The organism is Streptomyces sp. NPDC003011, from assembly GCF_053591515.1.
The window spans coordinates 110,945-137,851 of the sequence record NZ_JBSFTY010000005.1 but is presented as its reverse complement, the minus strand read 5'-3'; the positions used below and the strand labels follow the sequence as shown (position 1 = coordinate 137,851).

The following is a 26,907-nucleotide window of genomic DNA, read 5'->3' as shown; positions in this document are numbered from 1 at the left end:
CACCCGCACCGGCCTGTCGCACCCGACCGAAGGGAAGCCCCCGCATGCCCGCTCTGACGACGTCGTCCGACGGATTCCTCCTGCACGGCGAGCCGTTCCGGATCATCTCCGGGGCCCTGCACTACTTCCGCGTCCATCCCGACCAGTGGGCCGACCGGCTGCGCAAGGCACGCCTGATGGGGCTCAACACCGTCGAGACGTACCTGCCGTGGAACCTCCACGAGCCGCAGCCCGGCACGCTCGTCCTCGACGGCCTGCTCGACCTGCCGCGCTTCCTGCGGCTGGCGCGACAGGAAGGCCTGCACGTCCTGTTGCGTCCCGGGCCGTACATCTGCGCCGAGTGGGACGACGGCGGACTGCCCGCGTGGCTCATCGCGGACCCGGACATCCGCCTGCGCACCAGCGACCCCCGCTTCACCGAGGCGTTCGACCGCTACCTCGACCAGCTCCTGCCCCCGCTGCTGCCGCACCTCGCGGCGAACGGCGGGCCGGTGATCGCCGTCCAGGTGGAGAACGAGTACGGGGCGTACGGCGACGACATCGCGTACCTCCAGCACGTCGAACAGGCCCTGCGCTCCCGGGGTGTCGACGAGCTGCTGTTCACCTGCGACCAGGCCAACGCCAAGCACCTGACCGCCGGCAGCCTGCCCGGCACGCTCAGCACGGGGACGTTCGGCAGCCGGATCGACGAGCATCTGGCCGCGCTGCGCGCGCACCGGCCCGACGGCCCGCTGATGTGCGCCGAGTTCTGGATCGGCTGGTTCGACCACTGGGGCGGCCCGCACCACGTGCGGTCGGCACAGGACACGGCCGCCGACCTGGACCGGCTGCTGTCCGCGGGTGCCTCGGTCAACATCTACATGTTCCACGGCGGCACCAACTTCGGCTTCACCAATGGTGCCAACCACCACCACACGTACGCGCCCACCGTCACGTCGTACGACTACGACGCCCCGCTCACCGAGAGCGGCGACCCCGGCCCGAAGTACCACGCGTTCCGTGAGGTCATCGCCCGGCACGCGCCGGTCCCCGACGAGCCGGCCCCGCGGCCGGGTCCCAAACTCCCGCCGCGCACCGTCGACCTGGACCGCAGGGCTCCGCTGCTGCCGTACCTCGCCACGCTGGGCGGGGCGGTGCGCACCCAGGACCCGGTGACGATGAACGAACTCGGCGTGCACGGCGGGTATGTGCTGTACCGCACCACCGTTCCCGCGTCGGGCGACGGCCTGCTGCACTTCGCGGGCGGGGTGGGCGACCGGGCCCAGGTCTTCGTGGACGGCGCCTCCGTCGGCGCACTGGAACGCGAACGCCACGACGAGACACTGCCGTTGCGCGTCCCGCGGTCCGGTGCCGTGCTGGAAGTGCTGGTGGAGAACCAGGGCGGGGTCAACTACGGGCCCCGCATCGGCGCGCCCAAGGGGCTGCTCGGACCGGTGTCCTTCCAGGGCACCGCTCTGCACGGCTGGGAGTGCCTGCCCGTGCCCCTGGGCGACCTCGGCGCGGTGCCGTTCGATCCGTCCGAGGCGGCCACGGACGCGGTGCCCGCCTTCCACCACGGCACGTTCGAGGTGGACACCCCGGCCGACACGTTCCTGGCCCTGCCGGGCTGGACGAAGGGCCAGGCGTGGGTCAACGGCTTCCACCTCGGCCGCTACTGGAACCGCGGCCCGCAGCGCACGCTGTACGTGCCGGGCCCGGTCCTGCGCGGGGGCGCCAACGAGCTCGTCCTGCTGGAACTGCACGCCACGGCCGGCACCCGGGCACGGTTCACCGACGCCCCCGACCTCGGACCGGAGAACACCTGATGCCCCGCCCTCATCACCTGCGCGTCCCCGCCCCCGCCGGTCCACCGCTGACCGGGCACCTGCCCTTCGCCGACGCCCCCGGCGTGCCCGACCCCATCGAGGTCACCAGCCGGTGGCTCACGCGTGGCGGACGGCCCTGGTTCCCGGTCTCCGGCGAGTTCCACTACTCCCGCTACCCGGCCGCCGAGTGGGAGGAGGAGCTGCTGAAGATGAAGGCGGGCGGTGTCACGGCGGTCGCCAGCTATCTCATCTGGATCCACCACGAGGAGATCGAGGGCCGGATCCGCTTCGACGGCGACCGTGACCTGCGCCGCTTCGCCGAGCTGTGCGCCCGGCACGGCCTGGACTTCATTCCCCGCATCGGTCCCTGGTGCCACGCCGAGGTCCGCAACGGGGGCCTGCCCGACTGGCTGCTGGCCCGCGACTGCGCCCCGCGCACCGACGACCCCGCCTACCTGGAGCCCGTGCGCGCCTGGTTCGCGGCGATCGCCGGGCAACTGCGGGGCCTGGACCGGGCGCACGGCGGCCCGATCGTGGCGGTCCAGATCGAGAACGAGCTGTACGACCAGCCCGGCCATCTGCTCACCCTCAAGCGGATGGCCCAGGAGGCCGGACTGAGCGCCCCGCTGTGGACGTCCACCGCCTGGGGCGGGGTCCGGCTCCCGCCCGACGAGCTGCTTCCGCTCTACGGCGGCTACACCGAGACGTTCTGGACCGAGGCGGACGGCGGCTGGCCCGACACCTGCCGCAAGCACTTCTTCTTCACCCACCAGCGCGACGACGAGGGCATCGGCGCCGACCTGCGGCCGACCACCGTGCGCGGCGGCGAACCGGACGCCCTCGCGGACCGGTTCCCCTGGGCCACCTGCGAGCTGGGCGGCGGGATGGCGGTGTCGTACCACCGCCGCCCGCGGGTCGACGCCGACGACATCGGCGCGCTGGGGCTCACCAAGATCGGGTGCGGCTCGGTGTGGCAGGGCTTCTACATGTTCCACGGCGGCACCAACCCGGCGGGCGGGCTGACGACCCTGCAGGAGTCCCACGCCACCGGCTACCCCAACGACCTGCCCGTCCTGACGTACGACTTCCAGGCACCGCTCGGCGAGTACGGCCAGTACCGGCGGACGTACGACGAACTGCGGTTGCAGCATCTGCTGTTGGCGGACTTCGGTCATGTCCTCGCGCCCATGGAGTCCGTGCTGCCGGAGCGGCGGCCGGCGGATCAGGACGACCGGAAGACGCTGCGCTGGGCGGTGCGCGGCGACGGCGGGTCGGGGTTCCTGTTCGTCAACAACCACCAGCCGCACGAACCGCTGCCGGACCATCCGGACACGTCGTTCACGGTCGAATTCCCGGGCGGCACAGGGGCGTTGACCCTGCCGAGTACGCCCGTCACGGTCCCGAGCGGCGCCTACTTCTGCTGGCCGTTGCGGCTCGACGTGGCGGGACTGCGGCTGGAGTGGGCCACCGCGCAGCCCGTGTGCACGGTCGACCTGGACGGCCGTACCGTGCTGGTGCTGGCCGCCACCGACGGCATCGCTCCCGAACTCGCCCTGGACGCCTCGACGGTGGTGTCGGTCGGTACGCCGTCCGGGGACCTCACACCGGTCGGCGACCGGCTGCTGGTGACGGGGCTGCGGCCCGGCACCGAAGCCCTGGTCGAGGTGGACACGGCGGACGGCGGCCGGGTCGGCCTGCTGGTCCTGGACGCGGCGACGGCACGTACCGCCTACCGGGGCGAGGCGTGGGGCGCCGAGCGGCTGGTGCTGTGCGACGCGGGAGTCGTCTTCGACCGGGAGCGGCAGGAGGTACGGCTGCACGGGCCGGACTCGGCCGTCTCGTTCGCGGCCCTGCCCGCTCCGCCGCGGGCGCCGGTGGTCGACGGGACGGCGGCGGTCACCGAGTCGGCGGACGGGGTGTTCACGCGGTACACGGCGTGCGCGGGTACCGAGTCCGGGGACCCGGCCGCCGTGCCGCTGGTGCTCGTCCGGCCGGCGGGTCCGGCGCCGGAGCCCACGACGGGCGTGCAGGGACGGGCGAGCGTGCCCGCGGACAAGCACTTCGACTCCGTGGCCGCCGAGTACCACGTCGACGTACCGGACGACCTGCCGCCGGGCACGCTGCTGCGCCTGCGCTGGACCGGGGACGTGGCACGGGCGTACGTGGGGGACACGCTCGTCGCGGACCAGTTCTTCTCCGGGCGGGTCTGGGACATCGGTCTCGACCGGCTGCCCGCCGGCACACTGCGCGCGCGGGGGCTGCGGCTGCGGATACTGCCGCTGCACCCGGACGCCCCGGTGTACGTACCCCGGGAAGCGGCCGACGGCACCCGGACAGCCGCCGTGACACGCGCCGAGTGGGTCACACGGCACACCTGCTCGGTACGGGCGGACCGAAGGACCGCCTCGCCAGAGGGCGCAGAGGGCTGAGAGGACTGAGGGTCGGGCGTGGCCGGGTGGGTCTCGGGGGCCGCCCGGCCGGCGGGTCACGAGGCGCGGCGAGGACGGGCCGGCCCTCGCCACGCCCTCGCCACGCCCTCGGCGTGCTGCGTCGCCCCCGCCACTCGGGGACCGGGGCCGTCCGTCGTACGTCCGGCCTATGCTGTGGTCCTGCCGGGCGGAACAGGACCGCCGCAACGATGTCGAGGAAACTGTCACCATGACCCGAAGCGCCGCCGACGGAGCCGTTCCGAAGTGGCGCAGCAGACGGAACTTCGCGGGGGCGCGTCCCGTGATGGACGACGTGGCCCGGCTGGCCGGTGTCTCCAAGCAGACCGTCTCCCGCGTGCTCAACGACCATCCGTCCGTTCGCGCCGAGACCCGCGAGGCGGTCCTGGTGGCGATGCGCACGCTCGGTTACCGGCCCAGCCGCAGCGCCAGGTCGCTGGCCAGCGGCCGGACCCGGATGCTCGGGGTGATCTCCTTCGACGCCGCCCGCTACGGGCCCGCGTCGATCCTCACGGCGATCAACACGGCGGCGCAGGACGCCGGGTACCTGGTGAGCTCCATCGCGCTCGACACCGCCGACCACGGCACGGTCGTCGAGGCGGTGGACCGGCTCTCGGCCGAGGGCGCGGACGGGGTGATCGCCATCGCGCCGCAGCTGTGGGTGGGCCGGGCGCTGGCCGACACCCACCTGGACATTCCGCTGGTGGTGCTGGAGAACGGCTTCGACACCGAGACCCCGCTGGCCACCGGCGACTCACGGGCGGGCGCCCGCAAGGCCACCGAGCATCTGCTGCGGCTCGGCCACCCGACCGTCTGGCACATCGCGGGGCCGACCGGCTGGACCTCCGCCGATCACCGGCGGGCCAGCTGGCGGTCGACGCTGGCGGCGGCCGGCGCCGAGGTCCCCGAGCCGCTCGTCGGTGACTGGAGCGCCGACTCCGGGTACGACCTGGGCCGCCGGCTGGCCTCACGCCCGGACGTGACGGCGGTGTTCGTGTCCAACGACCAGATGGCGCTCGGCCTGCTGCACGCCCTGCACGAGGCCGGCCGCTCCGTCCCCGGCGACGTCAGCGTCGTCGGCTACGACGACATCCCCGAGGCCGCGCACCTCCTCCCGCCCCTGACCACCGTCCGCACGGACTTCGCGGAGATCGGCACCCGTTCCCTCCACCTCCTCCTGAACCGCATCGACGGTTCCGCGGAACCGCCCGGCCCCGAGTCACTGGTCCCGGTCGACCTGGTGATCCGCGCCAGCAGCGGACCCGCGCCGGGACACTGACGCCGGCGCCCGCCACCGGGACCGACGCTGCCGCGGCCCGCAGACCGCGTGGCCGGCGCCGGTGGTGACCGCCCCGTGGCGCCGAGCCCGCTCCCTCCCGGCCCACCTGCTTTCGCAGGAACGCAACGGGCCGCCGAAACGGCGCGCCCGTCACAGGCAGCGTTCCACCCACATGTAGACGAGGCCGATCGCTCCGGTACCCATGCCGTAGCAGGCACCGCGCAGCATGTGGGTGAGGGCGGTGCGCCGGCGGCCAACGGCCCACTCGACGGCGGTGGTCAGGCGTCCCGGGCCCGTGCGGGCCGGGTCGTGGCCGGCGTTCATGGGAGACGTCCCCTCTCGCACATCAGCGGCGTCCTGCGGTGAACTGCTGGAGCTGGTCGACCAGTTGGCGGTCCGGCCGGGCGACGATGACGGAGCAGCCGGGGGTGCGCGAGGCGAGCCGGTCGACCTCGCTCTCCAGCCGGCCGCTCGGGGCGTAGGCCCGGGAGCCGTTGGTGCGCACGTACCGCGCGAAGATCTCCAGTCCTTCGATGAAGGCGGCGTCCGGTGGAGCGGTGTCCGCCATGGAGTGCGTGAGCTGGTGGAACCAGTGCCGCGCGCGCTTCGACTCACCGAGGGACAGATGGTGCAGGTGGAGGCAGTACGCGGCGGCCCGGCTGCCCGCGCCGGCGGCGAGTTCCCACCAGAACTGGGCGGACTCCGGATGCCGCGTCAGAAACAGCAGGCAGCCGAAGACGAGGGCTCCGTCGACGTCCATCTGCTCCTCGGTCAGCGGCCCGCGGCCCGGTCCTTCGGCGATCTTGTCGACGTGCGCGGCGGCGTCCGGCTCGTTGAGCACCCACCGGCAGACCACGCTCAGGCGCTGTCCGGCCTGTGCCGCGCGGGTGATCTCCACGGTGGGAGTGCGGCGTGAGGCGTCCGCCGCGAGCCGGCGCAGTGCGGTGGCGACGTCGAAACGGTCCGCGGCGGAGACGGGGATCCGCGCGTCGGCCAGGAGGGCGTCGACGTTGGGGGTCATGGTCCTTCTCCCTTCTTCTTCGGCTTCTTGCGGTCGTCGGGCAGGCCCAGCTTGATCCGCAGGCGTTCCTTGCCCCGGCGCAGATGGTGGCCGACGGTGCGCTCGTCGATGCCGACGAACCAGGCGACCTTGGCGGTGGGGTAGCCCAGGACGTAGCGCAGCACGATCACCTCGAACTGCCGGTTCGGCAGGTCCGCGATCGCCTCGTACAGGCCGCGGCTGGACTCCATCTTCTGGAACTTGTGCCGCGCGGCGGCCAGCGCCTGAGCGATCGGGCCGTTGATGACGAACGCGGGCGCCCGCCCTTCCGACTCCAGGCGGTCGTGCACGGCCCGCCGTACGATCGCCCAGGCGCCCTGTTCGAGGTTCCCGGCGCTCAGCAGTTCCGTCCAGCCGGCGTGGATCTCCAGGAACACCTCGTGTATGACCTCTTCGGCCGCCGCGCGGGTGCCGAAGTGGACTTCCGCGTACGCGTGGAACACCTCCTGGTGCCCGAGGTAGAAGGCCTCGAAATCCAGTGGCAGATCCAGCGGAACGAACATCGACTGGGCCGGCCCGAGGCCGTGTTCCGGAGGCGGGGCGTCCTTGCGGGCGTCGTCGTGACTCACACGAGCCTCCCGTCGACTGGGGACATGGGCAGAGATCCTCTCCATCGAGGGGCAGCAAGGGACCGGCCCAACTCGCTCCCGGGGGCGGCTCGTTGGGTCTGCTTCCCACCTAAGCGATTCACCGCCCGGATCACTCACCACAACGCCACGGAATGACCGGCCGCCCCCGCGCGACAGCTCCGCGCGAGCTTCCCCGAGCGCCGCCGGTCACTCGCTGTAGCCCCCTGACCAGGACCGACCCGTGAGAGGGGCAGGCCGCACACCTGTCCGCCCCACTCATCGTGTTCTCCATCACACCCCCCGGGCGCCTCACGCCTCCGTCCCGCACGCGCGGTGGACTCATCGGGGAGCCAGCACTTAGTAGCCATGGCTATAGTAGCTATGTATTCTATTGTCGAGTCATTCCGTGAGGACATCGACAGACCCACAGAGACATCGAGGAGCAGCCATGACCACCACCGCCGCCGCCACCGCCTCCGTCGCCTCCATCGCCCCGAATCCCGCCACCGCGCCTTCCGTCGACGGCCGGGTCATCGGCCTGGCCCACTACGCCAGTCGCGCGGTCCTGGAGTCCGTCCTGGCCCACCACGGACTCACGTTCCAGCAACTGCTGGCCCTGCGCCTCGCCTCGATCGCCGACACCCCCGTCGAGCGCGACGAGCTGGCCGGTCAGGTCGCCGGGTCCCTCAAGGTCGACCCGGCGCAGGTGCACAGGACCGTGGACGAGCTGATCGCCAAGGAGCTGGTGACACCCGAGGCCTCCCGGTTGCGGGTCACGGACGCCGGGCAGGCCGTGTACGCCGAGGCGCGTGCCGGGACCGCACCGATCTCCGCCCGGATCTACGCCGGCATCCCCGCCGCGGACCTGGCGGCCGCCGGCCGCGTCCTGACCCTGGTCACCGAGCGGGCGAACGCGGAACTGGCCGCCTTCTCCCAGTAGGCGGCAGTCTCGCCGAAGCAGTGAAACGCCTGACCGTCTCGCGGGGTTGGAGGCCGCAAGGAGGTCGCCGCGCGTGTGGCCGCTTGCGCACCTCGTCCAGCAGACCGGGGTCGCAGTCGGACCACTCGAAGCCACTGTCCGCTCCCGCAACCCGCCCGATGCAGCACGCGCCCGATGCGGCACGCGCCCGATGTGGCACGCCGCTTGTGACTCGTTGCCTGTGACTCGCCGCTACGCCAGGCCGCCCGCAAGTCGCCGGTACGGCGCGCCGTCCGCTACGTCGCCTCGGCGCCGCCCACCCGTGTGCGCCGTCCCCGCCGGTGGGCGATCTCGCCCAGGACGACGTCCACGGCGATGAAGGCGGCCAGCGGGATGCCGAGCAGCGGAACGAAGTAGCCGAGTACGGCGACGGCCGCCGCGCACGGCAGCAGGATCTGCGGGGGCACCTGCTGCCAGGCGCCGCGCGGGATCGGCCGGCCGAAGGCGGAGCCCCGCCCGCGCTGCCACCACATGCGGTAGCCCCACACGATCAGCAGGACGAGACCGAGCGCGAGGAACATCAGGGCGATCTGGTTGACCAGCCCGAAGAGAGATCCGGTGTGCAGGTCGATGCCCCAGCGGGTCAGCTTCGCCAGCACCGGGTAGTCCGCGAACCGCAGGACGTCGGTGACCTCGCCGGTCGTCGGGTCGACCGCGGCGGAGTCCTGCTTCTCGGGCCAGCTGCGCTGCACCTGCTTCACGACGTACGCCGACGAGGCGTCGGCGGGCGGGACGATCTCGACCGGGTCGCCGAGACCCTCGGCGCGGGCGGCCGCCAGGACCTTGTCGAGGCCGACGCCGTGCTCGGCGCCCCCGGCCGAGGCCGAAGCCCCGTGGCCCCCGTGCTCGCCGCCCGCCGCCGCCGTGACCGACGGGGTGGCCTGGCCGAGCGAGGTGCGCAGTTCGTCGATGTTGGCTCCGGCGTACGTCGACCAGGTCAGCCCGGTCGCCGAGAGGAACAGGAACCCGGCCGCGGCCCAGGCGCCGACGGTGCCGTGCAGGCCGAGCGTGCGGCGCCGCCCGTCGGTGCCCCGCAGCTTGCGCAGCGCACGGCGGCGGGAGAACCACAGCGCCAGACCGCCGAGGGCGATCACCCCGAGCCAGCTCGCGGCGAACTCGCTGTAGAGGCGGCCGGACTGCCCGAGGTGCAGATCGCGGTGGAGCTCGTCGATCCAGGTGCGCAGGGGCAGCGCACCGGTCGCGCCGTACTGTTCGAGCGCGCCGCGCACCTTCCCGGTGTACGGGTCGACGAACACGGCCAGTGTGTGGTCCGCGTCGACTCCCCCGACACCGGAGAGCAGCACGCGGGTGGTCGCGTCGGCCGCGGGCGAGGGACGTATCGCGGACACCGTGCCCTCGGGGTGCGCCTCGCGGGCGGCGGCCACCTGCTCGGATATCGGCAGCTTGCGGTCGCCGACGGCGGAGACGGTCAGCTCGTCGGCGTACACGAACTTCTCGGCCTGGAACGAGCCGGCGTACAGGAGGCCGGTTACGGCGGCGACGAGCAGGAACGGTGCGACGAGCACTCCGGCGTAGAAGTGCAGGCGCAGGACCAGCGGGCGCAGCGAGGCCCCTGAGCGGGGCGACGACGCCGGGGCGGCGGCGGGTTGCGGGGCCTCGTCCGTGGCGGACGAGGGAGCGGTGGACATCGGCGGGCCTCTCCCGGGGCAGGGGGCGTTTCTCGGCTCTGGCGGCCACAGGGGCTGTGGCGGTCCAGATGTCGGGAGGAAGGGGCGTCGAGTTCCCGGCCATAGGAGTGGCGTGCGTCACATTGGGGGGTCCGGGGCGTCCGGAAGGGCCGTGGCATGCTGGCGCGATGGCATCTCCCCGTGATCGCGCGCCCGTTGCCGACCTCGTCGAGGAACTCCTGGCCGTGGACGGCCCGTTGCCCGTCGTCGCGGCCGGAGATCCGGTACTGCGGCGCGGCACCGAGCGCTTCGACGGTCAGCTGGAGCCCGCGCTGCTGTCCCGTTTCGTCGATGCCCTGCGGCTGACCATGCACGCGGCGCCGGGCGTGGGCCTGGCCGCACCGCAGGTGGGGGTGGGGCTGCGGATCGCGGTGATCGAGGATCCCGCGCCCGTGCCGGAAGAGGTACGGCTGGCGCGCGGCCGGGTCCCGCAGCCCTTCCGGGTGCTGGTCAACCCCTCGTACGAGCCCGTCTCCACCGCCCGTGCCGCGTTCTTCGAGGGGTGTCTGAGCGTGCCGGGCTGGCAGGCGGTGGTGGCGCGGCACGCCGAGGTGCGGCTGACGGGCGAGGACGAACACGGGCGTGCGGTGGACGAGGTGTTCACCGGCTGGCCCGCGCGGATCGTCCAGCACGAGACCGACCACCTCGACGGCCTGCTGTACCTCGACCGTGCGGAACTGCGGTCGCTGTCGTCGAACGAGGCGGTGGCGCGGCGGTGGGCGCAGCCGACACCGGGGGAGGCCGCGGTCTCCCTCGGGTTCGGACTGCCCGGGTGACGGGGCGGGTCAGTTGTCCCGGTACGCCTCCAGCAGCCGCAGCCACACCTCGCTGATCGTCGGATACGACGGCACCGCGTGCCACAGCCGGCTGATCGGGACCTGGCCCGCGACGGCGATCGTGGCGGAGTGGAGGAGTTCGCCGACGCCGGGGCCGACGAAGGTGACGCCGAGGAGGACCTCGCGTTCGAGGTCGACGACCATGCGGGCGCGGCCCTTGTAGCCGTCGGCGTACAGGCCCGCTCCGGCGACCGACGCGAGGTCGTGGTCGACCGCGCGGACGCGGTGTCCCGCCTGTTCCGCCTCCGCCAGGGACAGGCCTACGGAGGCCGCCTCGGGGTCGGTGAAGACGACCTGGGGGACGGCGGCGTGGTCGGCGGTGGCCGCGTGGGCGCCCCAGGGGTCGGACTCCACCGACGGCACGCCACAGGCGCGGGCGGCGATGGCGGCGCCCGCGATGCGGGCCTGGTACTTGCCCTGGTGGGTGAGCAGCGCGCGGTGGTTGACGTCGCCGACGGCGTAGAGCCACTCGCTGCCGGTGACGCGCAGGCTGTCGTCGACGTCCAGCCAGGAGCCGGGCTCCAGCCCGACGGTGTCGAGGCCGATGTCGTCGGTCTGCGGGGCGCGTCCGGTGGCGAAGAGGATCTCGTCGGCCTCGATGCGGTCGCCGGTGCCGGTGACGACCACGACCGTGTCGTTGTCCCGGGTGACCGACTCGACGGACGTGGCGGTACGGACGTCGGCGCCCGCCTCGGTGAGCGCCTCGGCGACCAGTTCGCCGGCGAAGGGCTCCATGCGGTTCAGCAGGCCCTTGCCGCGCACCAGGAGGGTGACCTGCGAGCCGAGGGCCTGCCAGGCGGTCGCCATCTCGGTGGCGACCACTCCCCCGCCGACCACGACCAGCCGGCCGGGGACCGCCTTGGCGCTGGTGGCCTCACGGCTGGTCCAGGGCCTGACGTCGGCGAGGCCGGGCAGGTCGGGCAGGACGGCGCGGGTGCCGGTGCAGACGGCCACCGCGTGCCGGGCGGTCAGCACCCGCCGGGTGCCGTCGGCGCCGGTGACCGTGACCGTGCGCGGTCCGGTGAGGCGGCCGTGGCCGCGGTGGAGGTCGACGCCGATGCCGTCGAGCCACTGGACCTGGCCGTCGTCCTTCCAGTGGGAGGTGTAGTGGTCGCGGTGCGCGAGGACCGCGGACGCGTCGAGGGGGCCCTGCGCCGACTGGCGCAGACCGGGCACCCGGCGGGCGTCGGCGCGGGCGATGACCGGGCGCAGCAGGGCCTTGCTGGGCATGCACGCCCAGTACGAGCATTCGCCGCCGACCAGTTCACTCTCCACGACCGCGGTGGAGAGTCCGGCCGCACGGGTGCGGTCGGCGACGTTCTCCCCCACCGGCCCGGCCCCGAGCACCACGACGTCGTAGGCGATGGCTTCCGTTTCCGTCATGGGGTCAGTCTGGTGGGTGGTGTGCGTGGAGGCCACATGGGTACGTGCGCGGAATATGGACCCGGGCCGTCGTGTTGTGCCAGCGGCTTCGCCCCGACTTCAGGAAGAGGGATCACGCCATGAGCAGCACCGTGGAGCTCACCAAGGAGAACTTCGACCAGACGGTCACGGACAACGAGTTCGTCCTGATCGACTTCTGGGCGGCCTGGTGTGGTCCGTGCCGTCAGTTCGCGCCGGTATACGAGAAGGCGGCCGAGGAGAACCCGGACCTGGTGTTCGGCAAGGTGGACACCGAGGCGCAGCCGGAGCTGGCCGCGGCCTTCGGCATCCAGTCCATCCCGACCCTGATGATCGTGCGTGACCAGGTAGCCGTGTTCGCGCAGCCGGGCGCCCTGCCCGAGGCCGCCCTGACGGATGTCATCGGGCAGGCCCGCAAGCTGGACATGGACGAGGTCCGCAAGGCGGTCGCCGAGCAGCAGGCGCAGGCCGGGCAGAACGGCGAGTAGGGGCCCGTACCGCCTCCCGGCGGGCGAGCCCGTGGTACCGCCTTCCGGCTTCTAGAAGGGGTACGTCGCCACGTCGCCGCGCACCGTCGTCCAGCGCACCTCGGTGAAGGCCTCCAGGTTGGCCTCGCCGCCGAAGCGGGCACCGGTGCCGGACGCGGCGATACCGCCGAAGGGGGCCACGGCCTCGTCGTTCACGGTCTGGTCGTTGATGTGGACGATGCCGGTCGGGATCCGCTCCGCCAGGTCGAGGCCGCGGGCGGTGTCCCGGGTGACGATGCCGAGCGAGAGGCCGTAGGGTCCGGCCGCCGCCAGGGCGGCCGCCTCGTCGGGCGTGCCGAAGGACCGTACGGGCGCCACGGGGCCGAACACCTCGTCCGTGTACGCGGGCGTGCGGTCGTCGACATCGGCGAGCACCGTCGGCCGGTAGAAGCGCCGGTCGTGCGTGCCGCCCGCGGCCAGCTTGGCGCCGTTCGCGGTGCTCGCCTCCACCAGGCCGTGCACCTTGGCCAGTTGGCCGTCGTCGATGATCGGACCGAGGTGGACCTGCTCGCGGTGCGGGTCGCCGACGGCGAGCGAGTCGGCCTTCGCCGCCAGCCGCTCGACGTACGCGTCGTACAGGGAGGCGTGGACCAGGTGGCGGCCGGTCGTCATGCAGATCTGGCCCTGGTGGAAGAAGGAGCCCCACGCGGCCGTGGAGATCACGGCGTCCAGGTCGGCGTCCTCCAGCACGATCAGGGCGGAGTTGCCGCCCAGTTCCAGGTGCGCGCGCTTGAGATGGCGGCCGGCCGCCTCGCCGACCGCCCGGCCCGCCGCGGTCGACCCGGTGAACGAGATGACGGGGATGCGGGGGTCGGCCACCAGCGCCTGGCCCGCGTCCGGGCCGCCGGGCAGGACGTGGAACAGGTCCTCGGGCAGGCCCGCCGCGGCGAAGACCGCGGCGAGCGACAGGCCGCCGCAGACCGCCGTACGCGGGTCCGGCTTCAGGACGACCGCGTTGCCGAGGGCCAGCGCGGGGGCGACGGAGCGGATGGAGAGGATCAGCGGGGCGTTGAAGGGGGCGATCACGCCCACCACGCCGACCGGGACGCGGCGGGTGTAGGACAGGCGGGCCGCCTCGCTGGGCAGCACCTGTCCGGCCGGGCGGGAGGCGAGCGCGGCGGCCTCGTAGCACTCCTGGGCGGCGACGTGCAGTTCGAAGTCGGCCTTGCCGGGGATGGAGCCGGACTCGCGGACGAGCCACTCGCGCAGTTCGTCGGCGTGCGCGGCGAACAGGTCGCCGGCCTTGCGCAGCACCTGTGCCCGGACGAAGTGCGGGACGCGGGCCCACTCGGTCTGGGCGCGGCGGGCGGCCTCGGCGGCGGCTTCGACGTCCCCGGCGGTGGCGAGCGTGACGGTGCCGAGCGGGTCGCCGGTGGCGGGCTCGGTCACGGTGTGTTCGGGTCCGGACAGGCTGCGGGACTGCCAGGTCTTGGGGTCGAGCAACGACATGACGGCTCTCCGTTCGGTCACCGGCGGACTCACGGGGGAAGCGGACGTCCCGGGGCGCGGCCCCCATTTGGTTGAGTGTGCAACATCCTAGTCATGTCGCCGGGAAAGCGGGGCCCGCGGCGCGTCAGCTGGAGCCGCGGTGCACGACCGACGCGCCGAGCACCCTGTGCGTCTCGGGTGCGGCGCCCGGGTCGCGTACCGCCCGGTCGACCAGTTCGGCCAGGTCACGGCCGGACGGCAGTTCGAGGTTGACCGTGCTCAGCCGCGGCCGCAGCAGCCGGCCGAGCATGAGATCGTCGGCGCCGATCACCGCCGTGTCCCCGGGGATGTCGACACCCTCGTCCTGCAGGGCGCGCATCAGCAGCATCGCGTACTCGTCGTTGTACGTGAACACCGCGTCCAGGCCGCGCTCGGGCCAGCGGGCGGCGAGCCGGGCGGCGGACGTCTCGTCGTAGGCGAGGGGCAGTTCGGTGACTGTGGCGTCGGTACCGCGCAGAGCACTGCGTACGCCTTCCAGGCGGGGCGCGGAGAAGGGCTCCAGGCCGGGTTCCTGCGGTACGACGACACCGATGCGGCGCCTGCCGCGGGCGTGGAGGTGCGCGGCCGCGCAGCGGCCGACGGCCTCGTGGTCCATGAGCAGGGCGTGGGCTCCCTCGACGGACTCGGGGCCGAGGGTGACGACGGCCCGGGCACCGGAGCGCTTGAGCACCGTCACGCCCTTCGGGCCGAGGCCGGAGCCGGGCACCAGCACCGCGACCGGCCGCAGCTCGGCCCAGGAACGGGCGGCCTCGTCACCCTGGAGTCCGACCGCGCCGTACTGCACGACCGTGTAGTCGAGGCGCCCCAGCTCCCACTGGAGTTCGCTGATGAACCGGTTGTAGAGCGGGCCCACCGGGAAGGAGGGCGCGGGCATCAGCACCATCCGGCTGTGCCCGGCGCGCAGGCTGCGGGCCGCGGCGTGCGGCACGTACCCGAGTTCCTTCGCGGCCTCGTGGACGCGGCGGCGGGTGGGTTCGCTGATGCGGACGGCACTGGTGTTGTTGAGGACGTAGGAGACGGTCGCGCGCGAGACGCCGGCCAGGCGGGCCACATCGGCACTCGTGGGGACAGAGCGCGGAACGGGCGACGCGGGCGCGGGCGTTTTCGGTATCTGCACCATGACGTACCGCATCTTCGCAGAACCTGTGTTCCGGCTTTCGAGTGGGGGAACGTCGCGACGGGTTCGGTTGCCCGCTCAACTTCGCGGAGTCACCGGCGAACGTGTCCGGTACGAGTGTGTCCGCCGCGAACAGGCCTGTGTCCGCGACACCGCGGAGCAGCACCCGGCCGTCCTGGACGAGCTGCTCGGACCGGTCGGGCCGGCGCCGGCCGAGGGCTCGTGGCGCGGACGTCCGGAGCGGGAGGGTGCTGACGACGTACACGGCGAGGCTCCTCGCCGTGCCTGCCGGACAGGCTCGCGGCGCTCGGCTGAGCCCGCGGCGCCGGGTTGATCGGTGACACCGGGTTGATCGGTGACACCGGGTTGATCGGACGCCGGATTGATCGGCGACGCCGGCTCGAACAGCGGTAGCGGTCCGGCCGGCGGAGCTGGCCGAAAGGGAGTCACCGGCCGCCCGTCACCCGGTCGACCAGGTCGTCCCATCCGGTCTCCAGTCGCTCCAGCGGCATCCCGCACTGCCGGGTGAGGTGGTGGATCAGGACGGGGCTCAGGTACCCCATCAGCGTGTGGGAGAGCAGGTCGATGTCCGCGTCCGGTGCCGCCTGCCGCAGCAGCAGGGCGACATGGCCGCGCAGCACCTGGCGGGGCGCCACGGAGAAACGGCGGTCCGGGCTCGGCTCGGCCGCCAGCTGGAGGTCCAGTTCGTCGACCGAGCGGCGGAGCATGGCGCGGCCGAAGGCCCGCAGCCGCTCCACGGGCGGCGCGCCGGGTCCGAGGGGCGGCGGGCCGCTGAGGAAGGCGGCCTGGAACTTCTTCTCGGAGTGGTCGAGCAGCGCCGTCAGGAGGCCCGTGCGATCGCCGAAGCGGCGGAAGACGGTGCCCTTGCCGACGCGCGCCGCGGCGGCCACCGCCTCCATCGTCACCCCGGCCGCCCCGTGTTCCGCCACCAGGCGGGCGGCGGCCTCCAGGAGCCGGGCCCGGTTGCGGGCGGCGTCGGCCCGCAGGCACGGCTCGTCCTCGGCGCCGCCGAGCTGGAGCAATTCGGGTGCGGCTGCCTGGTACCGCGGTTCGGCGAAGGGAGGCGGGGAGGCGGACATGAACCCAGAGTAAGGCACCGGGAAGAAAACTGGACCGCGGTCCGCTTAGGGTGGTAGAACCTTGAAGCGGACCTCGGTCCGGATCGTTACGGCAGTGTTTCAGTCTCAGGGAGTCCCGCATGTCTGTTCGTATCCTCGCGCTCGTCGGCAGCCTTCGTGCCGGTTCGCACAACCGCCAGCTCGCCGAGGCCGCCGTCAAGGTCGCTCCCGAGGGCGCCGACGTGGTGCTGTTCGAGGGCCTGGCCGACATCCCCTTCTACAACGAGGACATCGACGTCGAGGGCAGCGTCCCGGCCGCCGCCGCCAAGCTGCGCGAGGCCGCGCAGGCGTCCGACGCCTTCCTGCTCTTCTCGCCCGAGTACAACGGCACCATCCCGGCCGTCCTGAAGAACGCCATCGACTGGCTGTCCCGCCCGTTCGGCGCCGGCGCCTTCGGCGGAAAGCCGGTCGCCGTGGTCGGTACCGCCTTCGGCCAGTACGGCGGCGTATGGGCGCAGGACGAGACCCGCAAGGCCGCGGGCATCGCCGGCGGCAAGGTGATCGAGGACCTCAAGCTCTCCATTCCCGGCTCGGTGACCCGCTTCGCCGAGACCCACCCGGCCGACGACGCCGAGGTCGCCGCGCAGCTGACCGACGTGGTCACCCGTCTGCACGGCCACGCGGGGGAGGCCGTCGCGGCCTGAACCGTACACCTGGTCAGCTGACCTGCCGCGGTTCCCGAAGGGGGCCGGAACCGTTCGGTTCCGGCCCCCTTCGCGTGGCTCAGGCCACCGCCGTCGGCGCCAGTTCGCGCAGCTCCTCCAGCGCCGCCACGACCGCCGGACGGGCCCGGCCGCCCCGGCGGGTGCAGGTCAGGAGCTTGCGGTGCGGGTTGCCCGTACAGCGCACCCGGGCGATCGGCAGGTGCGGGGTCAGCTGGGCCAGGCGCGGGATCAGCGCGACGCCGAGCCGGTGGGCCACCAGGTGGGCGGTGACGTTCCAGTCCAGGGCGTGATGGACCACGTCGGGGCTGAAACCGGCCTCGCCGCACGCCGACAGCACGTGCGCACGGCAGGGGCTCTCCGGCACCGGGGCGATCCACTCCTCGTGCGCCGCGTCCGCGAGGCCGACGCGGTCGCGCCCGGCCAGCGGGTGGTCCTCGGGCACGACGAGGTCGAACGGATCGTCCAGCAGCGGCTGTTGCTCGAAGCGCGCGTCGGTCAGCGGCGGGTTGTACGGGGTCGCCTCGACCACCGCGAGGTCGCTCTCCCCCTCGAAGAGCAGGTCGAAGCTCGCCGGGACGCCCGACTCCTGGATGCGGACCACCAACCGCGGATGACGTGCGCGCAACCGGACCGCCATCGGGGCCAGCAGCACCGACACGGCCGTCGGGAACCCGCTCGCCCTGAGCGGCCCGGCGGGCTCGCCGTCGCCGGCGCGCAGGTCGAGTTCGGCCTGTTCCCAGCGGGCCTGGATGGCGTCGGCGTGGGCGAGCAGACTCTCGGCGGCCGGAGTGAGCCGGATGCCGCGCCCCTGCGGTTCCAGCAGGTCGACACCCAGCTCACGGGCCAGCTGCCGGATCTGCTGGGAGGCGGCGGACGGGGTGAAGTGCAGGGCGCGGGCGGCTGCGGTGACCGTGCCGTAGTGCGCCACCGCGCGCAGGACATGAAGCCGACGCAGGTCGATCATGAAGGCCACGCTTCACGGTGCCGTCCAGAAAGTCAACCTGGACGTGTACGGAGGCTTCGGCGCACGCTGGCTGGGTCGCGACGGCCCACCAGCCCTCCGTACCCGAGGAGTTCCCATGACCAGCCCCACCGGCGCCGCCTGCCCGCACTGCGGTCGGCCCGACGGCGCCGAGCCCTTCCAGGTGGTGTCCCGGCACGGTACGGCCGCCGGGCACACGATGTGGACGCGCTGCGGCTGCGGCTCGTTGCAGGTCCGCGTCGCCGACCGTCACGGCACGCGGGTGGTCTCCCGCAGCCGGCCCGCAGCCGCCCGGTCGAGCCGGGCCGGCCGGTGAACACCGGGCCAGGCAGGCGACCGCGGCCGGTCGGCAGTCGGCAGTCGGCAGTCGGCAGTCGGCGGTCAGCGGTCAGCGGTCGGCGGTCAGCGGTCGGTGGTCGGCGGTCGGCGGTCGGCGGTCGGTGGTCGGCGATCAACGGTCGGCAGTCGGCAGTCGCCTCGCCTTGACGGCTTGATGGGCGCGGGCGGCCCGCCGGCGATCGGTGGCGTCGTCAACGTGCGGCGAACTGGACGCGGGTCGGCTGCACGACGTCCGGTTGCAGCGCGATTCCGCTGAGAGTCAGTCGTTCTCCGTAGATGTCGGTGATCCTGACCTCGCCGCCGCACCCGGTGCCTTTTTCGGACAGGAAGTAGTTGAACTCGGCGCGGGGCAACTGCTGCCAGCCGGTGCCGCTGCGCACCTCCAGCCGCGCCAGCGGATTGCGGTGGCCGATCGCCTGGATGCCGCACCACCAGCGGCTGGATCCGGTCTTGTACCGGATCGAGATCGTGTCGGATGTACGAGGGCTCAGCAGGCTCCAGGTGATCGGGATCCGGCCGAGCGAGGGCTCGGCGAGTGCGGCGAAGGCCTGTTCGCTGAGGTCGAGCTGGCCGGGTGCGCAGGGCAGCGGGCATTCGTTGGTGATCCGGACCGTGATGGCGGCGCCATCGGCCGCGCGGACGCGCACGTACGCCCCGCATGCCTTGGCCGACTCGTAGTCGGTGTGGTTCATCGCCGCGATCATGAGGTCATCGCTCGGGCCGTACAGACAGGCGCCGTCGCCGGAACCGGCGTCGTAGGCGGTGGCGACACCCCGGTAGGTGACCTCGGGGCGGATCCGTCCCGCCAACGGTGCCGCGCCGGAATCCGGCCCGGGGATGCTCGTGGCCGACGGCTGCGCCGCCGTGGCGGTCGCAGCCGCCGGTGTGGTGGCGACCGGCGGAGTGGTCGCGCCGGCCGTTGCGGACGGGGACGCCGCGGTCGGCTTGCGCCCTGGTGCGGAGGGCGGCGCGGTCACGCCGTCGCCGGCGCCCGCGTCGCCGACGGACGTGGCCCCGGCCCGCCCGGCATCGACCTCGCGGTCCGGGCTGGAGACCATGACCAGGGACAGGACCAGCCCGACCGCCGCGACGGCGGCGGCGGCGGAGACGAGGACGGTACGCCGCTTGCGGCGAGGGAGCCGATGGGAAGAGGACGCCACGGATGAGTCCGTTCTTGACGGGCCGACGGGCACGACCGGCTTGACCGGCTTGACCGGTCGGGAGAGCGAGGGCTTTGTGTGAGGCCCCGGTGAACGGAGCTTCCGGCCCTTCAGTGGCCGCCGCGTCCGAAAAGGTTGCCGTGGTTTCCGACCTCTTCGGCCAGGTTCTCACCGGCGATGCAAGGGCCTGTGACTGAGACCTGCGTTGCAGAACGGCTCAGTGCAGCGATTCGCTCCTGCTCCCCGCAACAGCTCCGGCTGCGTTCAGGGCGGGTGGCAGCGGCCGGACGGTGGTGCTCGGCGCCGTTCCGGTGCGGTGCGCCCCGGGGCCGCTGCCGTCGCGGACCGAGGGGCCGTCAGGTCACCCGTTCCGTCGCCGCCTCCTCCTGCTTCTTCGCCGCCCGCAGGCTGGTCAGCGTGGTGACCGCGAGGACCAGCACGATGAAGCCGAGCGAGAAGGGGATGCTGATCTCCGGGACGTGGACCCCGGACTCGTGCAGCGCGTGCAGGACGAGCTTGACGCCGATGAAGCCCAGGATGATCGACAGGCCGTAGCTGAGGTGGACCAGCTTCCGGAGCAGGCCGCCGATGAGGAAGTACAGCTGCCTCAGACCCATCAGCGCGAACGCGTTGGCCGTGAAGACGATGTACGGATCCTGGGTCAGCCCGTAGATGGCGGGGATGGAGTCCAGGGCGAACAGGACGTCGGTGGAACCGATGGCGAGCATCACGACCAGCATCGGGGTCATGACCCGCTTGCCGTTCTCCGTGACGAACAGCTTGGTGCCGTGGTACCGGTCGGCCACACCGAACCGTTCCTCCACCGCCTTCAGCAGCTTGTTCTCCTGGTACTCCTCCTCGTGTCCCGCCTTGCGGGCGTCCTGGACCAGCTTCCAGGCGGTCCAGATCAGGAAGGCGCCGAAGAGGTAGAACACCCAGGAGAACGCGGAGATGATCGCCGCTCCGGCCGCGATGAACCCCGCGCGCAGCACCAGGGCCATGATCACGCCGACCATCAGCACCCGCTGCTGGTACTGGGTGGGCACCGCGAACTTGCCCATGATCAGGACGAAGACGAAGAGGTTGTCTACGCTCAGCGACTTCTCCGTGATGTATCCGGCGAAGAACTCACCGGTGGGCCCGCTCCCTCCGAAGAAGAACAGCCCGACCCCGAACAGACAGGCCAGGACCACCCAGACGACCGTCCAGGTCCCCGCTTCCCTGATCGACACGTCGTGGGGTTTGCGGCCGATGAAGAAGTCCGCGGCCACGAGGGCACACAGGGCTGCGACGGTCAGCAGCCAGACGGTGAGAGAGACGTGCACTGGTGCTCCTGGTGCTCCTGGTGCTCGATGGGCATCGACAGCGTTGCCAGCTCCGCTGATCTCTTCCACCGACAGGAGGTGAAGAACAGGCCATGACCTGGCAAAGAACAGCGGTTCACGAGGGTACGTGGCCGAAACGCGGCGGTGCTCCCCGCCGGACGGCGGGCAGGCTCCGCCGGACGGCGGTGCACCGGACGGCGTCCGACGCGCGGATCATTGCGCCACCAGCCGCCGTGCCTCACGTGAGGAGACACCATGAGTCACGTCCCGCCCCCGTTCGACCCCGAGCTGGCCGCCGCCCTGGATCTGATCAAGGACGTGCTGACACCGGGCCTGACCCTCGACGAGCTGGACGCCGTACGCCAGGGTCCCGCCATCCAGCTGCTGGCCGAGCTGGACCTGACCATGGAGGGGTTCTTCGAGATCGAGGACCGTACGGTGCCGGGCCCCGAGAACGCTCCCGACATCTCGCTGCTGATCTGCCGCCCCGCCGCCCCGGCCATCGCCGCGCCGCTGCCGGTCATCTACCACGTGCACGGCGGCGGCATGATCCTCGGCACCAACCGGGTCGGAGTGGACGGTCCGCTGGGCTGGGCGAGGGAACTGGGCGCGGTCGTGGTGTCGGTGGAGTACCGGCTGGCGCCCGAGCATCCGCATCCGGCCCCGGTCGAGGACGTGTACGCCGGCCTCGTGTGGACGGCGGAGCACGCCGCCGAGATCGGCGGTGACCCTGAGCGGATCGTCGTCGCCGGGGCCAGCGCGGGCGGCGGGCTGAGCGCGGCCCTGGCCCTGCTCACCCGGGACCGCAAGGGGCCGCAGCCGATCGGCCAGCTCCTGATGTGCCCGATGCTGGACGACCGCAACGACACCCCGTCCGCCCACCAGATGGCGGGCCTCGGCGTCTGGGACCGCACGGCGAACGAGACCGGCTGGACGGCGCTGCTGGGCGAGCTGCGCGGCGGCCCGGACGTACCCGCGTACGCGGCACCGGCCCGGGCCGAGGACCTGTCCGGGCTTCCTCCGGCGTTTCTCGACGTGGGTTCCGCGGAGACCTTCCGGGACGAGGTCGTCGCCTACGCCTCGCGGCTCTGGCAGGCCGGCGGGGCGGCCGAGCTGCACGTCTGGCCCGGCGGCTTCCACGGCTTCGACGGCTTCGCCCCCCAGGCGTCCCTGTCCCGGTCGGCACGGGCGGCGCAGCTGGAGTGGCTGCGGAGGCTGCTGGGCGGCTGAGGTCCCCGCGATCGTTCTGCGGGGTGAGCCGGGAGGGGCGGTTCGGCGGGACGGGGCCCGGGGTGGAACGGGACCGGACCAGGGGGTAGATGCCTGAGCTGGGCTGAGCTGAGCTGAGCCGGGTTCAGCTGAGCTGGACCGGCTGGGCTGGACCGGGCTCAGGGCGCGGGCGAGGTGGCCCCGCCACTCCGTCACCCATCCGCAACGCGCCACGGAACGTGACCGGATGCCGCACCATGGGGCGTATGAAAGAGCTGGCCGGGCGCCTGACCGCGCTGGATCCGGACGCCGGTGCCGCCGTCCAGGTCATCGCCTACTTCGACCGGCTGGCCGAGTCCCGGGCCGGCCTGGAGGCACTGGTCCGCGGGGCCGCCGTACTGGCCGGCGTGCCCGCGCGGCTGGTCGACGCCGAGCGGCGGGTGCGTGTCCGCGTCCAGGCCGACGGTGCCCGCCGGGACACGGACCTGCCGCCCGATCCCGCGTGGCCGTCCGCCGCACTGACCCCGGACGGGGAACCCGCCCTGTGGCTGGAGCGGGCGGAGGGCGGGCCCAGCGTGGTGGACGCGGTGATCCTTGAGCGGGCCGCCGGCGCCGTACGTCTCGTCCTCGACCGCACCCGGGGCCGGGTCCCGGCCGACGACCCGGCGCTGATCGAGACGGTGCTCGACGCCACCGCCCCGGCACGGGCCCGCCTGCACGCGGCCCGTGGACTGGGCCTGGACCCCGCGGCACCGGCGCGCGCCCTGGCCTCGCGCGGCGGGCGTCCCCGGGTCGTCGCCGCGCACCCGGACGCCGGCCTGCCCGCCGGGCGCCTCGGAGTCGGCCCCGCCGTACCCGTGCTCGACCTGCCGCGTTCCTGGAGCGCGGCCCGTACCGCTCTGCGGTTCACCGCGGACGGCACCGCCCAGGACCCCGGCCGGCGTGTGGTGCACGCCGACGAACTCGGCGGGATCGCTCTGCTGGCCGACCTTGTCGCTCCGGGCGCCGAGCCACCGCCGGACGTCCGCGACCTGGAGAGGGCCGCCGCGGCCACACCCTGGCTGCTGGCCACCCTGGACGCGGTCGCCTCGACGGCGAGCCTGCGCGCGGCGGCCGCCGAGGTGAACGTGCATCACTCCACGCTCCAGGACCGCCTCACCCACGCGGAGCACCTGCTCGGCTGGCCGGTACGCACACCCCAGGGCCGGCTCAGGCTCCAGCTGGCCCTGATGATGCGGCACTTGGCCCGGCCGTAACGGTCATCGGGACCGGCCGGCGTGCCGGGGGGCTTCGGGCACGCTCCCAGCCCAGCGCACCCGCCAGAGCAGCCTTTGCTTGCATGCGCGCAATAAACGCATCCGCCGGAAATTTCAATGATGCCCTATCCTGGGTGTCATCACTTCGGGACGGAGGAGCAGGCCCCATGACCGCCACAGACCCCGCACTGACCGCTCTCGCGCAGGGCTGGTGCGCGCTCTCCCTGCTGCACGGCCGGATCGAGGCCCACATCGAGCGGGTGCTGCAGGCGAAGCACGACCTGAGCGTGCGGGAGTACTCCCTGCTCGACGTGCTCAGCCGCCAGCACGACGGGGTGGGCGGCCATCTCCAGATGAAGCAGGTCGCCGACGCGGTCGTGCTGAGCCAGAGCGCCACCACCCGCCTGGTGACCCGGCTGGAGGACCGCGGGCTGCTGTCCCGGTACCTGTGCCCCACCGACCGCCGCGGCATCTACACGAACGTCACGGAGGCGGGCCTCACGCTGCTGGAGGAGGCGCGCCCCACGAACGAGGGCGCCCTGCGCGAGGCACTCGACCAGGCCGCGCGCAATCCGGAACTGGCCCCGCTCGTCCGGGCGGTGGAGACGCTCGGCGTGCCGGCCTGAGGCCTGCGGATCGTCGCACGCACGCCGCACGCGCGCAGCACGCGCACGCGCCCCCGGCCCCCTCTCCCGTGAGCGCTACACACCCGCGGGAGAGGGGGCGTCCGCCTACTCGCCGACCGTCAGCACCAGCTTGCCGCGGGTGTGTCCCGCGCGGCTCAGGCGCCAGGCCTCCGCCGCCTCGGCGAGCGGCAGCGCCCGGTCCACGGTCACGGAGAGGCGGCCCTGGTCGGCCAGTTCGGCGAGCGCCGTCAGGTCGGCCGGATCCGGGCGCACCCACACATAGTGGCCGCCCTTCTCGGCCGCGCCGGCATCGACGACGGACGCGACGCGCTCGGGGCTCTTCAGGACCTCCCGCGACACCTCCACCGCATCCTCACCCACGAAGTCGAGGGCCGCGTCCACGCCGTCCGGGGCGAGTGCGCGGATCCGGTCGGCGAGTCCGTCGCCGTAGCTCACGGGCTCCGCGCCCAGGGCACGGACGAAGTCGTGGTTGCGTTCGCTCGCGGTGCCGATGACACGGGCGCCGAGGGCCGCGGCGATCTGTACGGCGAACATGCCGACCCCGCCGGCCGCGGCATGCACCAGGACGGTCTCGCCGGCACCGATTCCGACACGCTTGATGGACTGGTAGGCGGTGAGACCCGCCAGCGGGACCCCGGCGGCCTCCTCCCAGCTGAGGGAGGCCGGCTTGCGGGCGAGCATCCGGACGTGCGCGGAGACCAGTTCGGCGTAGGAACCGAGCTGCACGGAGTCCTTGCGGACGTAGCCGAACACCTCGTCGCCGGGCGCGAACTCCTCCACGTCCAGGCCGACCCGTTCGACGACCCCGGCCACGTCCCAGCCGGGAATCAACGGGAAGTGCGTCTCCATCAGGGCGTCCAGGTGCCCGTCCGCCAGTTTCCAGTCGACCGGGTTGACCCCGGCCGCCTTCACCCTGACCAGAACCTCGCCCGGCGCCACCTTCGGCTCCGCATGCTCCCCCAGCTCCGGATCCTGACCGTATCGCTGCAGTGTGATGGCTTTCATGACCATCCATGTAACCACAGGCTCCGCGTTTGCACACATCCGGCGCATGCAAGTATTGACAGCGCCTGCAAGTTTCGCGTGCATCAAAATATCGAGGTCATCGAGGTACCCCGCACATGACTACAACTGACAGCTCCACGAGGCCCGAAAAAGCACAGGTCAGCGCCGATGTGCACCGTTGACAGCCGGTGGAGGCGGCCGTAGAAATGGGCCCCATGAGCCTCCCGCAGCGCCCCCTGTCCGGGATCACGGTGGTCAGCCTGGAGCAGGCCGTGGCCGCCCCCTTCGCCACCCGGCAGCTCGCCGACCTCGGTGCCCGGGTGATCAAGGTGGAGCGGCCCGGCGACGGTGACTTCGCCCGCCGCTACGACACGACCGTGCACGGCCACTCCAGCTATTTCGTCTGGCTCAACCGGTCCAAGGAATCCCTCACCCTGGACCTGAAGGACCCCCGGGGGCGCGAGATCCTGCACCGCCTGCTGGCCGACGCCGACGTGTTCGTGCAGAACCTCGCCCCCGGAGCCGCCGACCGCCTCGGACTCGGCGTCGACGCGCTGGCGGACCGCTGTCCCCGGCTGATCCCCTGCACGATCTCCGGGTACGGCACCTCCGGCCCCTGGGCCGACCGCAAGTCGTACGACCTGCTGGTGCAGTGCCAGACCGGGCTGGTGTCCCTGACCGGAACCGCCGAGGAGACCGCCCGGACCGGGATCTCCGTCGCCGACATCGCCGCCGGGATGTACGCCTACAGCGGCGTCCTCACGGCCCTGTACACGCGCGCCACCACCGGCAGGGCGCACCCGGTGGAGGTGTCCCTGTTCGAGGCACTGGCGGAGTGGATGAGCCAGCCCGCCTACTACACCCGCTACGGCGGCACCCAGCCCCCGCGCCTGGGCACCCAGCACGCCACCATCGCACCGTACGGCGCCTTCCCCGCCGCCGACGGCCGGGACGTGCTGTTCTCCATCCAGAACGAGCGCGAGTGGACCGCCCTGTGCGCGCACTTCCTGGGCCGGCCCGCACTGGCCGACGACCCGCGCTTCGCCACCGGCTCCGACCGCGTCGCCCACCGCCGGGAACTCAACGCCATCGTCGCCGAGCGGGTCGCCCGCTCCGGCGCGCAGGAGATCCTCCAGGAACTGTGCGCTGGGTGCTGCTCCCAGCGCAGCGCTGCGCGCGCTCGCACGGCGGCGGTGTAGGGGAGCTCGGCCGCCGGGGGCGCGGGCACGCCCTCCCGGGGTCGGCCGTCACCCATGGCATCCACGGCCCGTGCGCCCGCCACCTCCACGGTCTAACCTAGACCCCCTAGGAAAATGCGACCCAGAGGTGCCCATGCCCCGAGCAGGTCTGACCCCCGACCGCATCACCGCGGCCGCCGCCGAGCTCGCCGACGAGGCCGGTTTCGAGCACGTCACCCTGTCCGCCCTGGCCCGGCACTTCGGCGTCAGGGACGCGAGCCTGTACTCGCACGTCAGGAACCTCCAGGACCTGCGCACCCGCCTCGCGCTGCTCGCCGGGGCCGAGATGATCGACCGGATCGGCGCCGCGGTGGCCGGGCGCTCCGGCAAGGACGCGCTGGCCGCGTTCGCGGGCGCCTACCGGGAGTACGCCCTGCGGCACCCCGGCCGGTACGCCGCCACCCAGATCCGCGTCGACCAGGCCCTGGCCGCCGACTCCCCCGCCCTGCGCCGCACCGCCGAGATCACCTACGGCATGCTCCGCGCCTACGGGCTCGACGAGCCCGACCTCACCGACGCCGTACGGCTGTTGCGCGCCACCTTCCACGGCTACTGCGCCCTGGAGTCCAGCGGCGGCTTCGGCCACCCCCGCGCCGTACAGGCCTCGTGGGACAAGGCGATCGACGCCCTGCACCTCACGCTCGAGCACTGGCCGCGCGAGGCGAAGGGCCATGGCTGAGGCGCGGTTCGGCGAAGGGCGCGCCGAACCGCTCCGGCCGGCCGGGCGGTGAACGGGACCCGCACCG

At 72.9% G+C, this 26,907-nt stretch carries 25 protein-coding genes; 13 read left to right on the top strand and 12 right to left on the bottom strand.

What is annotated here, in order from left to right:
- Nucleotides 1–44: 44 nt before the first annotated feature.
- The 3 genes from ACWD0J_RS04300 (at nucleotide 45) to ACWD0J_RS04290 (ending at nucleotide 5,531) form a co-directional block, all read left to right on the top strand.
- Nucleotides 45–1,805 (top strand): beta-galactosidase, encoded by a 1,761-nt coding sequence (locus ACWD0J_RS04300; RefSeq protein ID WP_451494209.1) that lies wholly within the window; start codon nucleotides 45–47, stop codon nucleotides 1,803–1,805.
- Entirely contained in the window at nucleotides 1,805–4,234 is a 2,430-nt protein-coding gene (locus tag ACWD0J_RS04295) for a beta-galactosidase (protein ID WP_451494208.1), read from the top strand. Before ACWD0J_RS04300 ends, ACWD0J_RS04295 begins: the two co-directional genes overlap by 1 nt.
- A gap of 229 nt (nucleotides 4,235–4,463) precedes the next feature.
- The gene (locus ACWD0J_RS04290; RefSeq protein ID WP_451494207.1) at nucleotides 4,464–5,531 is read left to right on the top strand and encodes a LacI family DNA-binding transcriptional regulator; all 1,068 of its coding nucleotides are present in this window, start codon (nucleotides 4,464–4,466) and stop codon (nucleotides 5,529–5,531) included.
- 150 nt (nucleotides 5,532–5,681) lie between these two features.
- On the opposite strand, the gene ACWD0J_RS04285 is transcribed toward ACWD0J_RS04290, so the two are convergent.
- From ACWD0J_RS04285 to ACWD0J_RS04275, 3 genes are read right to left on the bottom strand one after another with little or no spacing between them, the layout of a single operon-like run.
- Nucleotides 5,682–5,855 carry a hypothetical protein gene (locus ACWD0J_RS04285; RefSeq protein WP_451494206.1) on the bottom strand — a complete coding sequence of 58 codons (174 nt, stop codon included), beginning with the start codon at nucleotides 5,853–5,855 and terminating at the stop codon, nucleotides 5,682–5,684.
- 22 nt (nucleotides 5,856–5,877) lie between these two features.
- Nucleotides 5,878–6,552, bottom strand: a complete 675-nt coding sequence (locus tag ACWD0J_RS04280) for a hypothetical protein (RefSeq protein ID WP_451494205.1) — start codon at nucleotides 6,550–6,552, stop codon at nucleotides 5,878–5,880.
- Nucleotides 6,549–7,160: an RNA polymerase sigma factor gene (locus ACWD0J_RS04275; protein WP_451494204.1), complete on the bottom strand. Its 612-nt coding sequence runs from the start codon at nucleotides 7,158–7,160 to the stop codon at nucleotides 6,549–6,551. The genes ACWD0J_RS04280 and ACWD0J_RS04275 overlap by 4 nt, the downstream gene beginning before the upstream one ends.
- Before the next feature lie 448 nt (nucleotides 7,161–7,608).
- Here ACWD0J_RS04275 and ACWD0J_RS04270 point away from each other — a divergent pair, with 448 nt between their 5' ends.
- Entirely contained in the window at nucleotides 7,609–8,100 is a 492-nt protein-coding gene (locus ACWD0J_RS04270) for a MarR family winged helix-turn-helix transcriptional regulator (protein ID WP_451494203.1), read from the top strand.
- Between the two features lie 275 nt (nucleotides 8,101–8,375).
- Here the strand turns inward: ACWD0J_RS04270 and ACWD0J_RS04265 are convergent, their stop codons facing one another.
- The gene (locus ACWD0J_RS04265) at nucleotides 8,376–9,788 is read right to left on the bottom strand and encodes a PepSY-associated TM helix domain-containing protein (RefSeq protein ID WP_451494202.1); all 1,413 of its coding nucleotides are present in this window, start codon (nucleotides 9,786–9,788) and stop codon (nucleotides 8,376–8,378) included.
- Between the two features lie 167 nt (nucleotides 9,789–9,955).
- Between ACWD0J_RS04265 and ACWD0J_RS04260 the strand changes: the two genes are divergently transcribed.
- The gene (locus tag ACWD0J_RS04260) at nucleotides 9,956–10,603 is read left to right on the top strand and encodes a peptide deformylase (protein ID WP_451494201.1); all 648 of its coding nucleotides are present in this window, start codon (nucleotides 9,956–9,958) and stop codon (nucleotides 10,601–10,603) included.
- A 9-nt stretch (nucleotides 10,604–10,612) separates the two neighbouring features.
- Here the strand turns inward: ACWD0J_RS04260 and ACWD0J_RS04255 are convergent, their stop codons facing one another.
- Nucleotides 10,613–12,046, bottom strand: a complete 1,434-nt coding sequence (locus tag ACWD0J_RS04255; protein ID WP_451494200.1) for a dihydrolipoyl dehydrogenase family protein — start codon at nucleotides 12,044–12,046, stop codon at nucleotides 10,613–10,615.
- Between the two features lie 119 nt (nucleotides 12,047–12,165).
- Here ACWD0J_RS04255 and trxA point away from each other — a divergent pair, with 119 nt between their 5' ends.
- A complete protein-coding gene (gene trxA / locus ACWD0J_RS04250) occupies nucleotides 12,166–12,552 on the top strand; it encodes a thioredoxin (protein ID WP_451494199.1) in 387 nt (128 codons plus the stop codon).
- Between the two features lie 51 nt (nucleotides 12,553–12,603).
- Here trxA and ACWD0J_RS04245 read toward each other — a convergent pair whose 3' ends face one another.
- From ACWD0J_RS04245 to ACWD0J_RS04235, 3 genes are all read right to left on the bottom strand, one after another.
- Nucleotides 12,604–14,040, bottom strand: coding sequence for a benzaldehyde dehydrogenase (locus tag ACWD0J_RS04245; RefSeq protein WP_451494198.1), 1,437 nt, complete (start codon nucleotides 14,038–14,040; stop codon nucleotides 12,604–12,606).
- Nucleotides 14,041–14,164: 124 nt separating this feature from the next.
- Nucleotides 14,165–15,199, bottom strand: coding sequence for a LacI family DNA-binding transcriptional regulator (locus ACWD0J_RS04240; RefSeq protein ID WP_451494197.1), 1,035 nt, complete (start codon nucleotides 15,197–15,199; stop codon nucleotides 14,165–14,167).
- A 443-nt stretch (nucleotides 15,200–15,642) separates the two neighbouring features.
- Nucleotides 15,643–16,296: a TetR/AcrR family transcriptional regulator gene (locus ACWD0J_RS04235; RefSeq protein ID WP_451494196.1), complete on the bottom strand. Its 654-nt coding sequence runs from the start codon at nucleotides 16,294–16,296 to the stop codon at nucleotides 15,643–15,645.
- Between the two features lie 119 nt (nucleotides 16,297–16,415).
- On the opposite strand from ACWD0J_RS04235, the gene ACWD0J_RS04230 reads away from it, so the two are divergent.
- Nucleotides 16,416–16,979 (top strand): NAD(P)H-dependent oxidoreductase, encoded by a 564-nt coding sequence (locus ACWD0J_RS04230; protein WP_451494195.1) that lies wholly within the window; start codon nucleotides 16,416–16,418, stop codon nucleotides 16,977–16,979.
- A 79-nt stretch (nucleotides 16,980–17,058) separates the two neighbouring features.
- Here ACWD0J_RS04230 and ACWD0J_RS04225 read toward each other — a convergent pair whose 3' ends face one another.
- Nucleotides 17,059–17,964: a LysR family transcriptional regulator gene (locus ACWD0J_RS04225; RefSeq protein WP_451494194.1), complete on the bottom strand. Its 906-nt coding sequence runs from the start codon at nucleotides 17,962–17,964 to the stop codon at nucleotides 17,059–17,061.
- A gap of 115 nt (nucleotides 17,965–18,079) precedes the next feature.
- On the opposite strand from ACWD0J_RS04225, the gene ACWD0J_RS04220 reads away from it, so the two are divergent.
- Entirely contained in the window at nucleotides 18,080–18,298 is a 219-nt protein-coding gene (locus ACWD0J_RS04220; protein ID WP_451494193.1) for a hypothetical protein, read from the top strand.
- 214 nt (nucleotides 18,299–18,512) lie between these two features.
- On the opposite strand, the gene ACWD0J_RS04215 is transcribed toward ACWD0J_RS04220, so the two are convergent.
- Together ACWD0J_RS04215 and ACWD0J_RS04210 are read right to left on the bottom strand one after the other, a co-directional pair.
- On the bottom strand, nucleotides 18,513–19,481 hold the full coding sequence (locus ACWD0J_RS04215; protein ID WP_451494192.1) for an expansin EXLX1 family cellulose-binding protein: 969 nt from the start codon (nucleotides 19,479–19,481) through the stop codon (nucleotides 18,513–18,515).
- A gap of 356 nt (nucleotides 19,482–19,837) precedes the next feature.
- Nucleotides 19,838–20,806, bottom strand: coding sequence for a TerC/Alx family metal homeostasis membrane protein (locus ACWD0J_RS04210; protein ID WP_451494191.1), 969 nt, complete (start codon nucleotides 20,804–20,806; stop codon nucleotides 19,838–19,840).
- Between the two features lie 255 nt (nucleotides 20,807–21,061).
- Here ACWD0J_RS04210 and ACWD0J_RS04205 point away from each other — a divergent pair, with 255 nt between their 5' ends.
- The 3 genes from ACWD0J_RS04205 (at nucleotide 21,062) to ACWD0J_RS04195 (ending at nucleotide 23,897) form a co-directional block, all read left to right on the top strand.
- Nucleotides 21,062–22,036: an alpha/beta hydrolase gene (locus ACWD0J_RS04205; protein WP_451494190.1), complete on the top strand. Its 975-nt coding sequence runs from the start codon at nucleotides 21,062–21,064 to the stop codon at nucleotides 22,034–22,036.
- A 245-nt stretch (nucleotides 22,037–22,281) separates the two neighbouring features.
- Nucleotides 22,282–23,271: a helix-turn-helix domain-containing protein gene (locus ACWD0J_RS04200; RefSeq protein ID WP_451494189.1), complete on the top strand. Its 990-nt coding sequence runs from the start codon at nucleotides 22,282–22,284 to the stop codon at nucleotides 23,269–23,271.
- A 167-nt stretch (nucleotides 23,272–23,438) separates the two neighbouring features.
- Nucleotides 23,439–23,897, top strand: coding sequence for a MarR family winged helix-turn-helix transcriptional regulator (locus ACWD0J_RS04195; RefSeq protein ID WP_451494188.1), 459 nt, complete (start codon nucleotides 23,439–23,441; stop codon nucleotides 23,895–23,897).
- A gap of 105 nt (nucleotides 23,898–24,002) precedes the next feature.
- On the opposite strand, the gene ACWD0J_RS04190 is transcribed toward ACWD0J_RS04195, so the two are convergent.
- Nucleotides 24,003–24,923, bottom strand: a complete 921-nt coding sequence (locus ACWD0J_RS04190; RefSeq protein WP_451494187.1) for an NADP-dependent oxidoreductase — start codon at nucleotides 24,921–24,923, stop codon at nucleotides 24,003–24,005.
- Between the two features lie 215 nt (nucleotides 24,924–25,138).
- Between ACWD0J_RS04190 and ACWD0J_RS04185 the strand changes: the two genes are divergently transcribed.
- Nucleotides 25,139–26,122, top strand: coding sequence for a CaiB/BaiF CoA transferase family protein (locus tag ACWD0J_RS04185; protein WP_451494186.1), 984 nt, complete (start codon nucleotides 25,139–25,141; stop codon nucleotides 26,120–26,122).
- 133 nt (nucleotides 26,123–26,255) lie between these two features.
- Nucleotides 26,256–26,840: a TetR/AcrR family transcriptional regulator gene (locus ACWD0J_RS04180; protein WP_451494185.1), complete on the top strand. Its 585-nt coding sequence runs from the start codon at nucleotides 26,256–26,258 to the stop codon at nucleotides 26,838–26,840.
- Nucleotides 26,841–26,907: the final 67 nt, after the last annotated feature.

Bases quoted from the DNA above. Each gene is read 5' to 3' on its own strand.
- ACWD0J_RS04285 (WP_451494206.1), bottom strand. From the start codon at position 5,855: ATGAACGCCGGCCACGACCCGGCCCGCACGGGCCCGGGACGCCTGACC.
- ACWD0J_RS04270 (WP_451494203.1), top strand. From the start codon at position 7,609: ATGACCACCACCGCCGCCGCCACCGCCTCCGTCGCCTCCATCGCCCCG.
- ACWD0J_RS04300 (WP_451494209.1), top strand. From the start codon at position 45: ATGCCCGCTCTGACGACGTCGTCCGACGGATTCCTCCTGCACGGCGAG.
- ACWD0J_RS04245 (WP_451494198.1), bottom strand. From the start codon at position 14,040: ATGTCGTTGCTCGACCCCAAGACCTGGCAGTCCCGCAGCCTGTCCGGA.
- ACWD0J_RS04220 (WP_451494193.1), top strand. From the start codon at position 18,080: ATGACCAGCCCCACCGGCGCCGCCTGCCCGCACTGCGGTCGGCCCGAC.
- ACWD0J_RS04180 (WP_451494185.1), top strand. From the start codon at position 26,256: ATGCCCCGAGCAGGTCTGACCCCCGACCGCATCACCGCGGCCGCCGCC.
- ACWD0J_RS04195 (WP_451494188.1), top strand. From the start codon at position 23,439: ATGACCGCCACAGACCCCGCACTGACCGCTCTCGCGCAGGGCTGGTGC.
- ACWD0J_RS04235 (WP_451494196.1), bottom strand. From the start codon at position 16,296: ATGTCCGCCTCCCCGCCTCCCTTCGCCGAACCGCGGTACCAGGCAGCC.
- ACWD0J_RS04255 (WP_451494200.1), bottom strand. From the start codon at position 12,046: ATGACGGAAACGGAAGCCATCGCCTACGACGTCGTGGTGCTCGGGGCC.
- ACWD0J_RS04230 (WP_451494195.1), top strand. From the start codon at position 16,416: ATGTCTGTTCGTATCCTCGCGCTCGTCGGCAGCCTTCGTGCCGGTTCG.
- ACWD0J_RS04205 (WP_451494190.1), top strand. From the start codon at position 21,062: ATGAGTCACGTCCCGCCCCCGTTCGACCCCGAGCTGGCCGCCGCCCTG.
- ACWD0J_RS04185 (WP_451494186.1), top strand. From the start codon at position 25,139: ATGAGCCTCCCGCAGCGCCCCCTGTCCGGGATCACGGTGGTCAGCCTG.
- ACWD0J_RS04240 (WP_451494197.1), bottom strand. From the start codon at position 15,199: ATGGTGCAGATACCGAAAACGCCCGCGCCCGCGTCGCCCGTTCCGCGC.
- ACWD0J_RS04260 (WP_451494201.1), top strand. From the start codon at position 9,956: ATGGCATCTCCCCGTGATCGCGCGCCCGTTGCCGACCTCGTCGAGGAA.
- ACWD0J_RS04280 (WP_451494205.1), bottom strand. From the start codon at position 6,552: ATGACCCCCAACGTCGACGCCCTCCTGGCCGACGCGCGGATCCCCGTC.
- ACWD0J_RS04190 (WP_451494187.1), bottom strand. From the start codon at position 24,923: ATGAAAGCCATCACACTGCAGCGATACGGTCAGGATCCGGAGCTGGGG.
- ACWD0J_RS04290 (WP_451494207.1), top strand. From the start codon at position 4,464: ATGACCCGAAGCGCCGCCGACGGAGCCGTTCCGAAGTGGCGCAGCAGA.
- ACWD0J_RS04295 (WP_451494208.1), top strand. From the start codon at position 1,805: ATGCCCCGCCCTCATCACCTGCGCGTCCCCGCCCCCGCCGGTCCACCG.
- ACWD0J_RS04265 (WP_451494202.1), bottom strand. From the start codon at position 9,788: ATGTCCACCGCTCCCTCGTCCGCCACGGACGAGGCCCCGCAACCCGCC.
- trxA (WP_451494199.1), top strand. From the start codon at position 12,166: ATGAGCAGCACCGTGGAGCTCACCAAGGAGAACTTCGACCAGACGGTC.
- ACWD0J_RS04225 (WP_451494194.1), bottom strand. From the start codon at position 17,964: ATGATCGACCTGCGTCGGCTTCATGTCCTGCGCGCGGTGGCGCACTAC.
- ACWD0J_RS04200 (WP_451494189.1), top strand. From the start codon at position 22,282: ATGAAAGAGCTGGCCGGGCGCCTGACCGCGCTGGATCCGGACGCCGGT.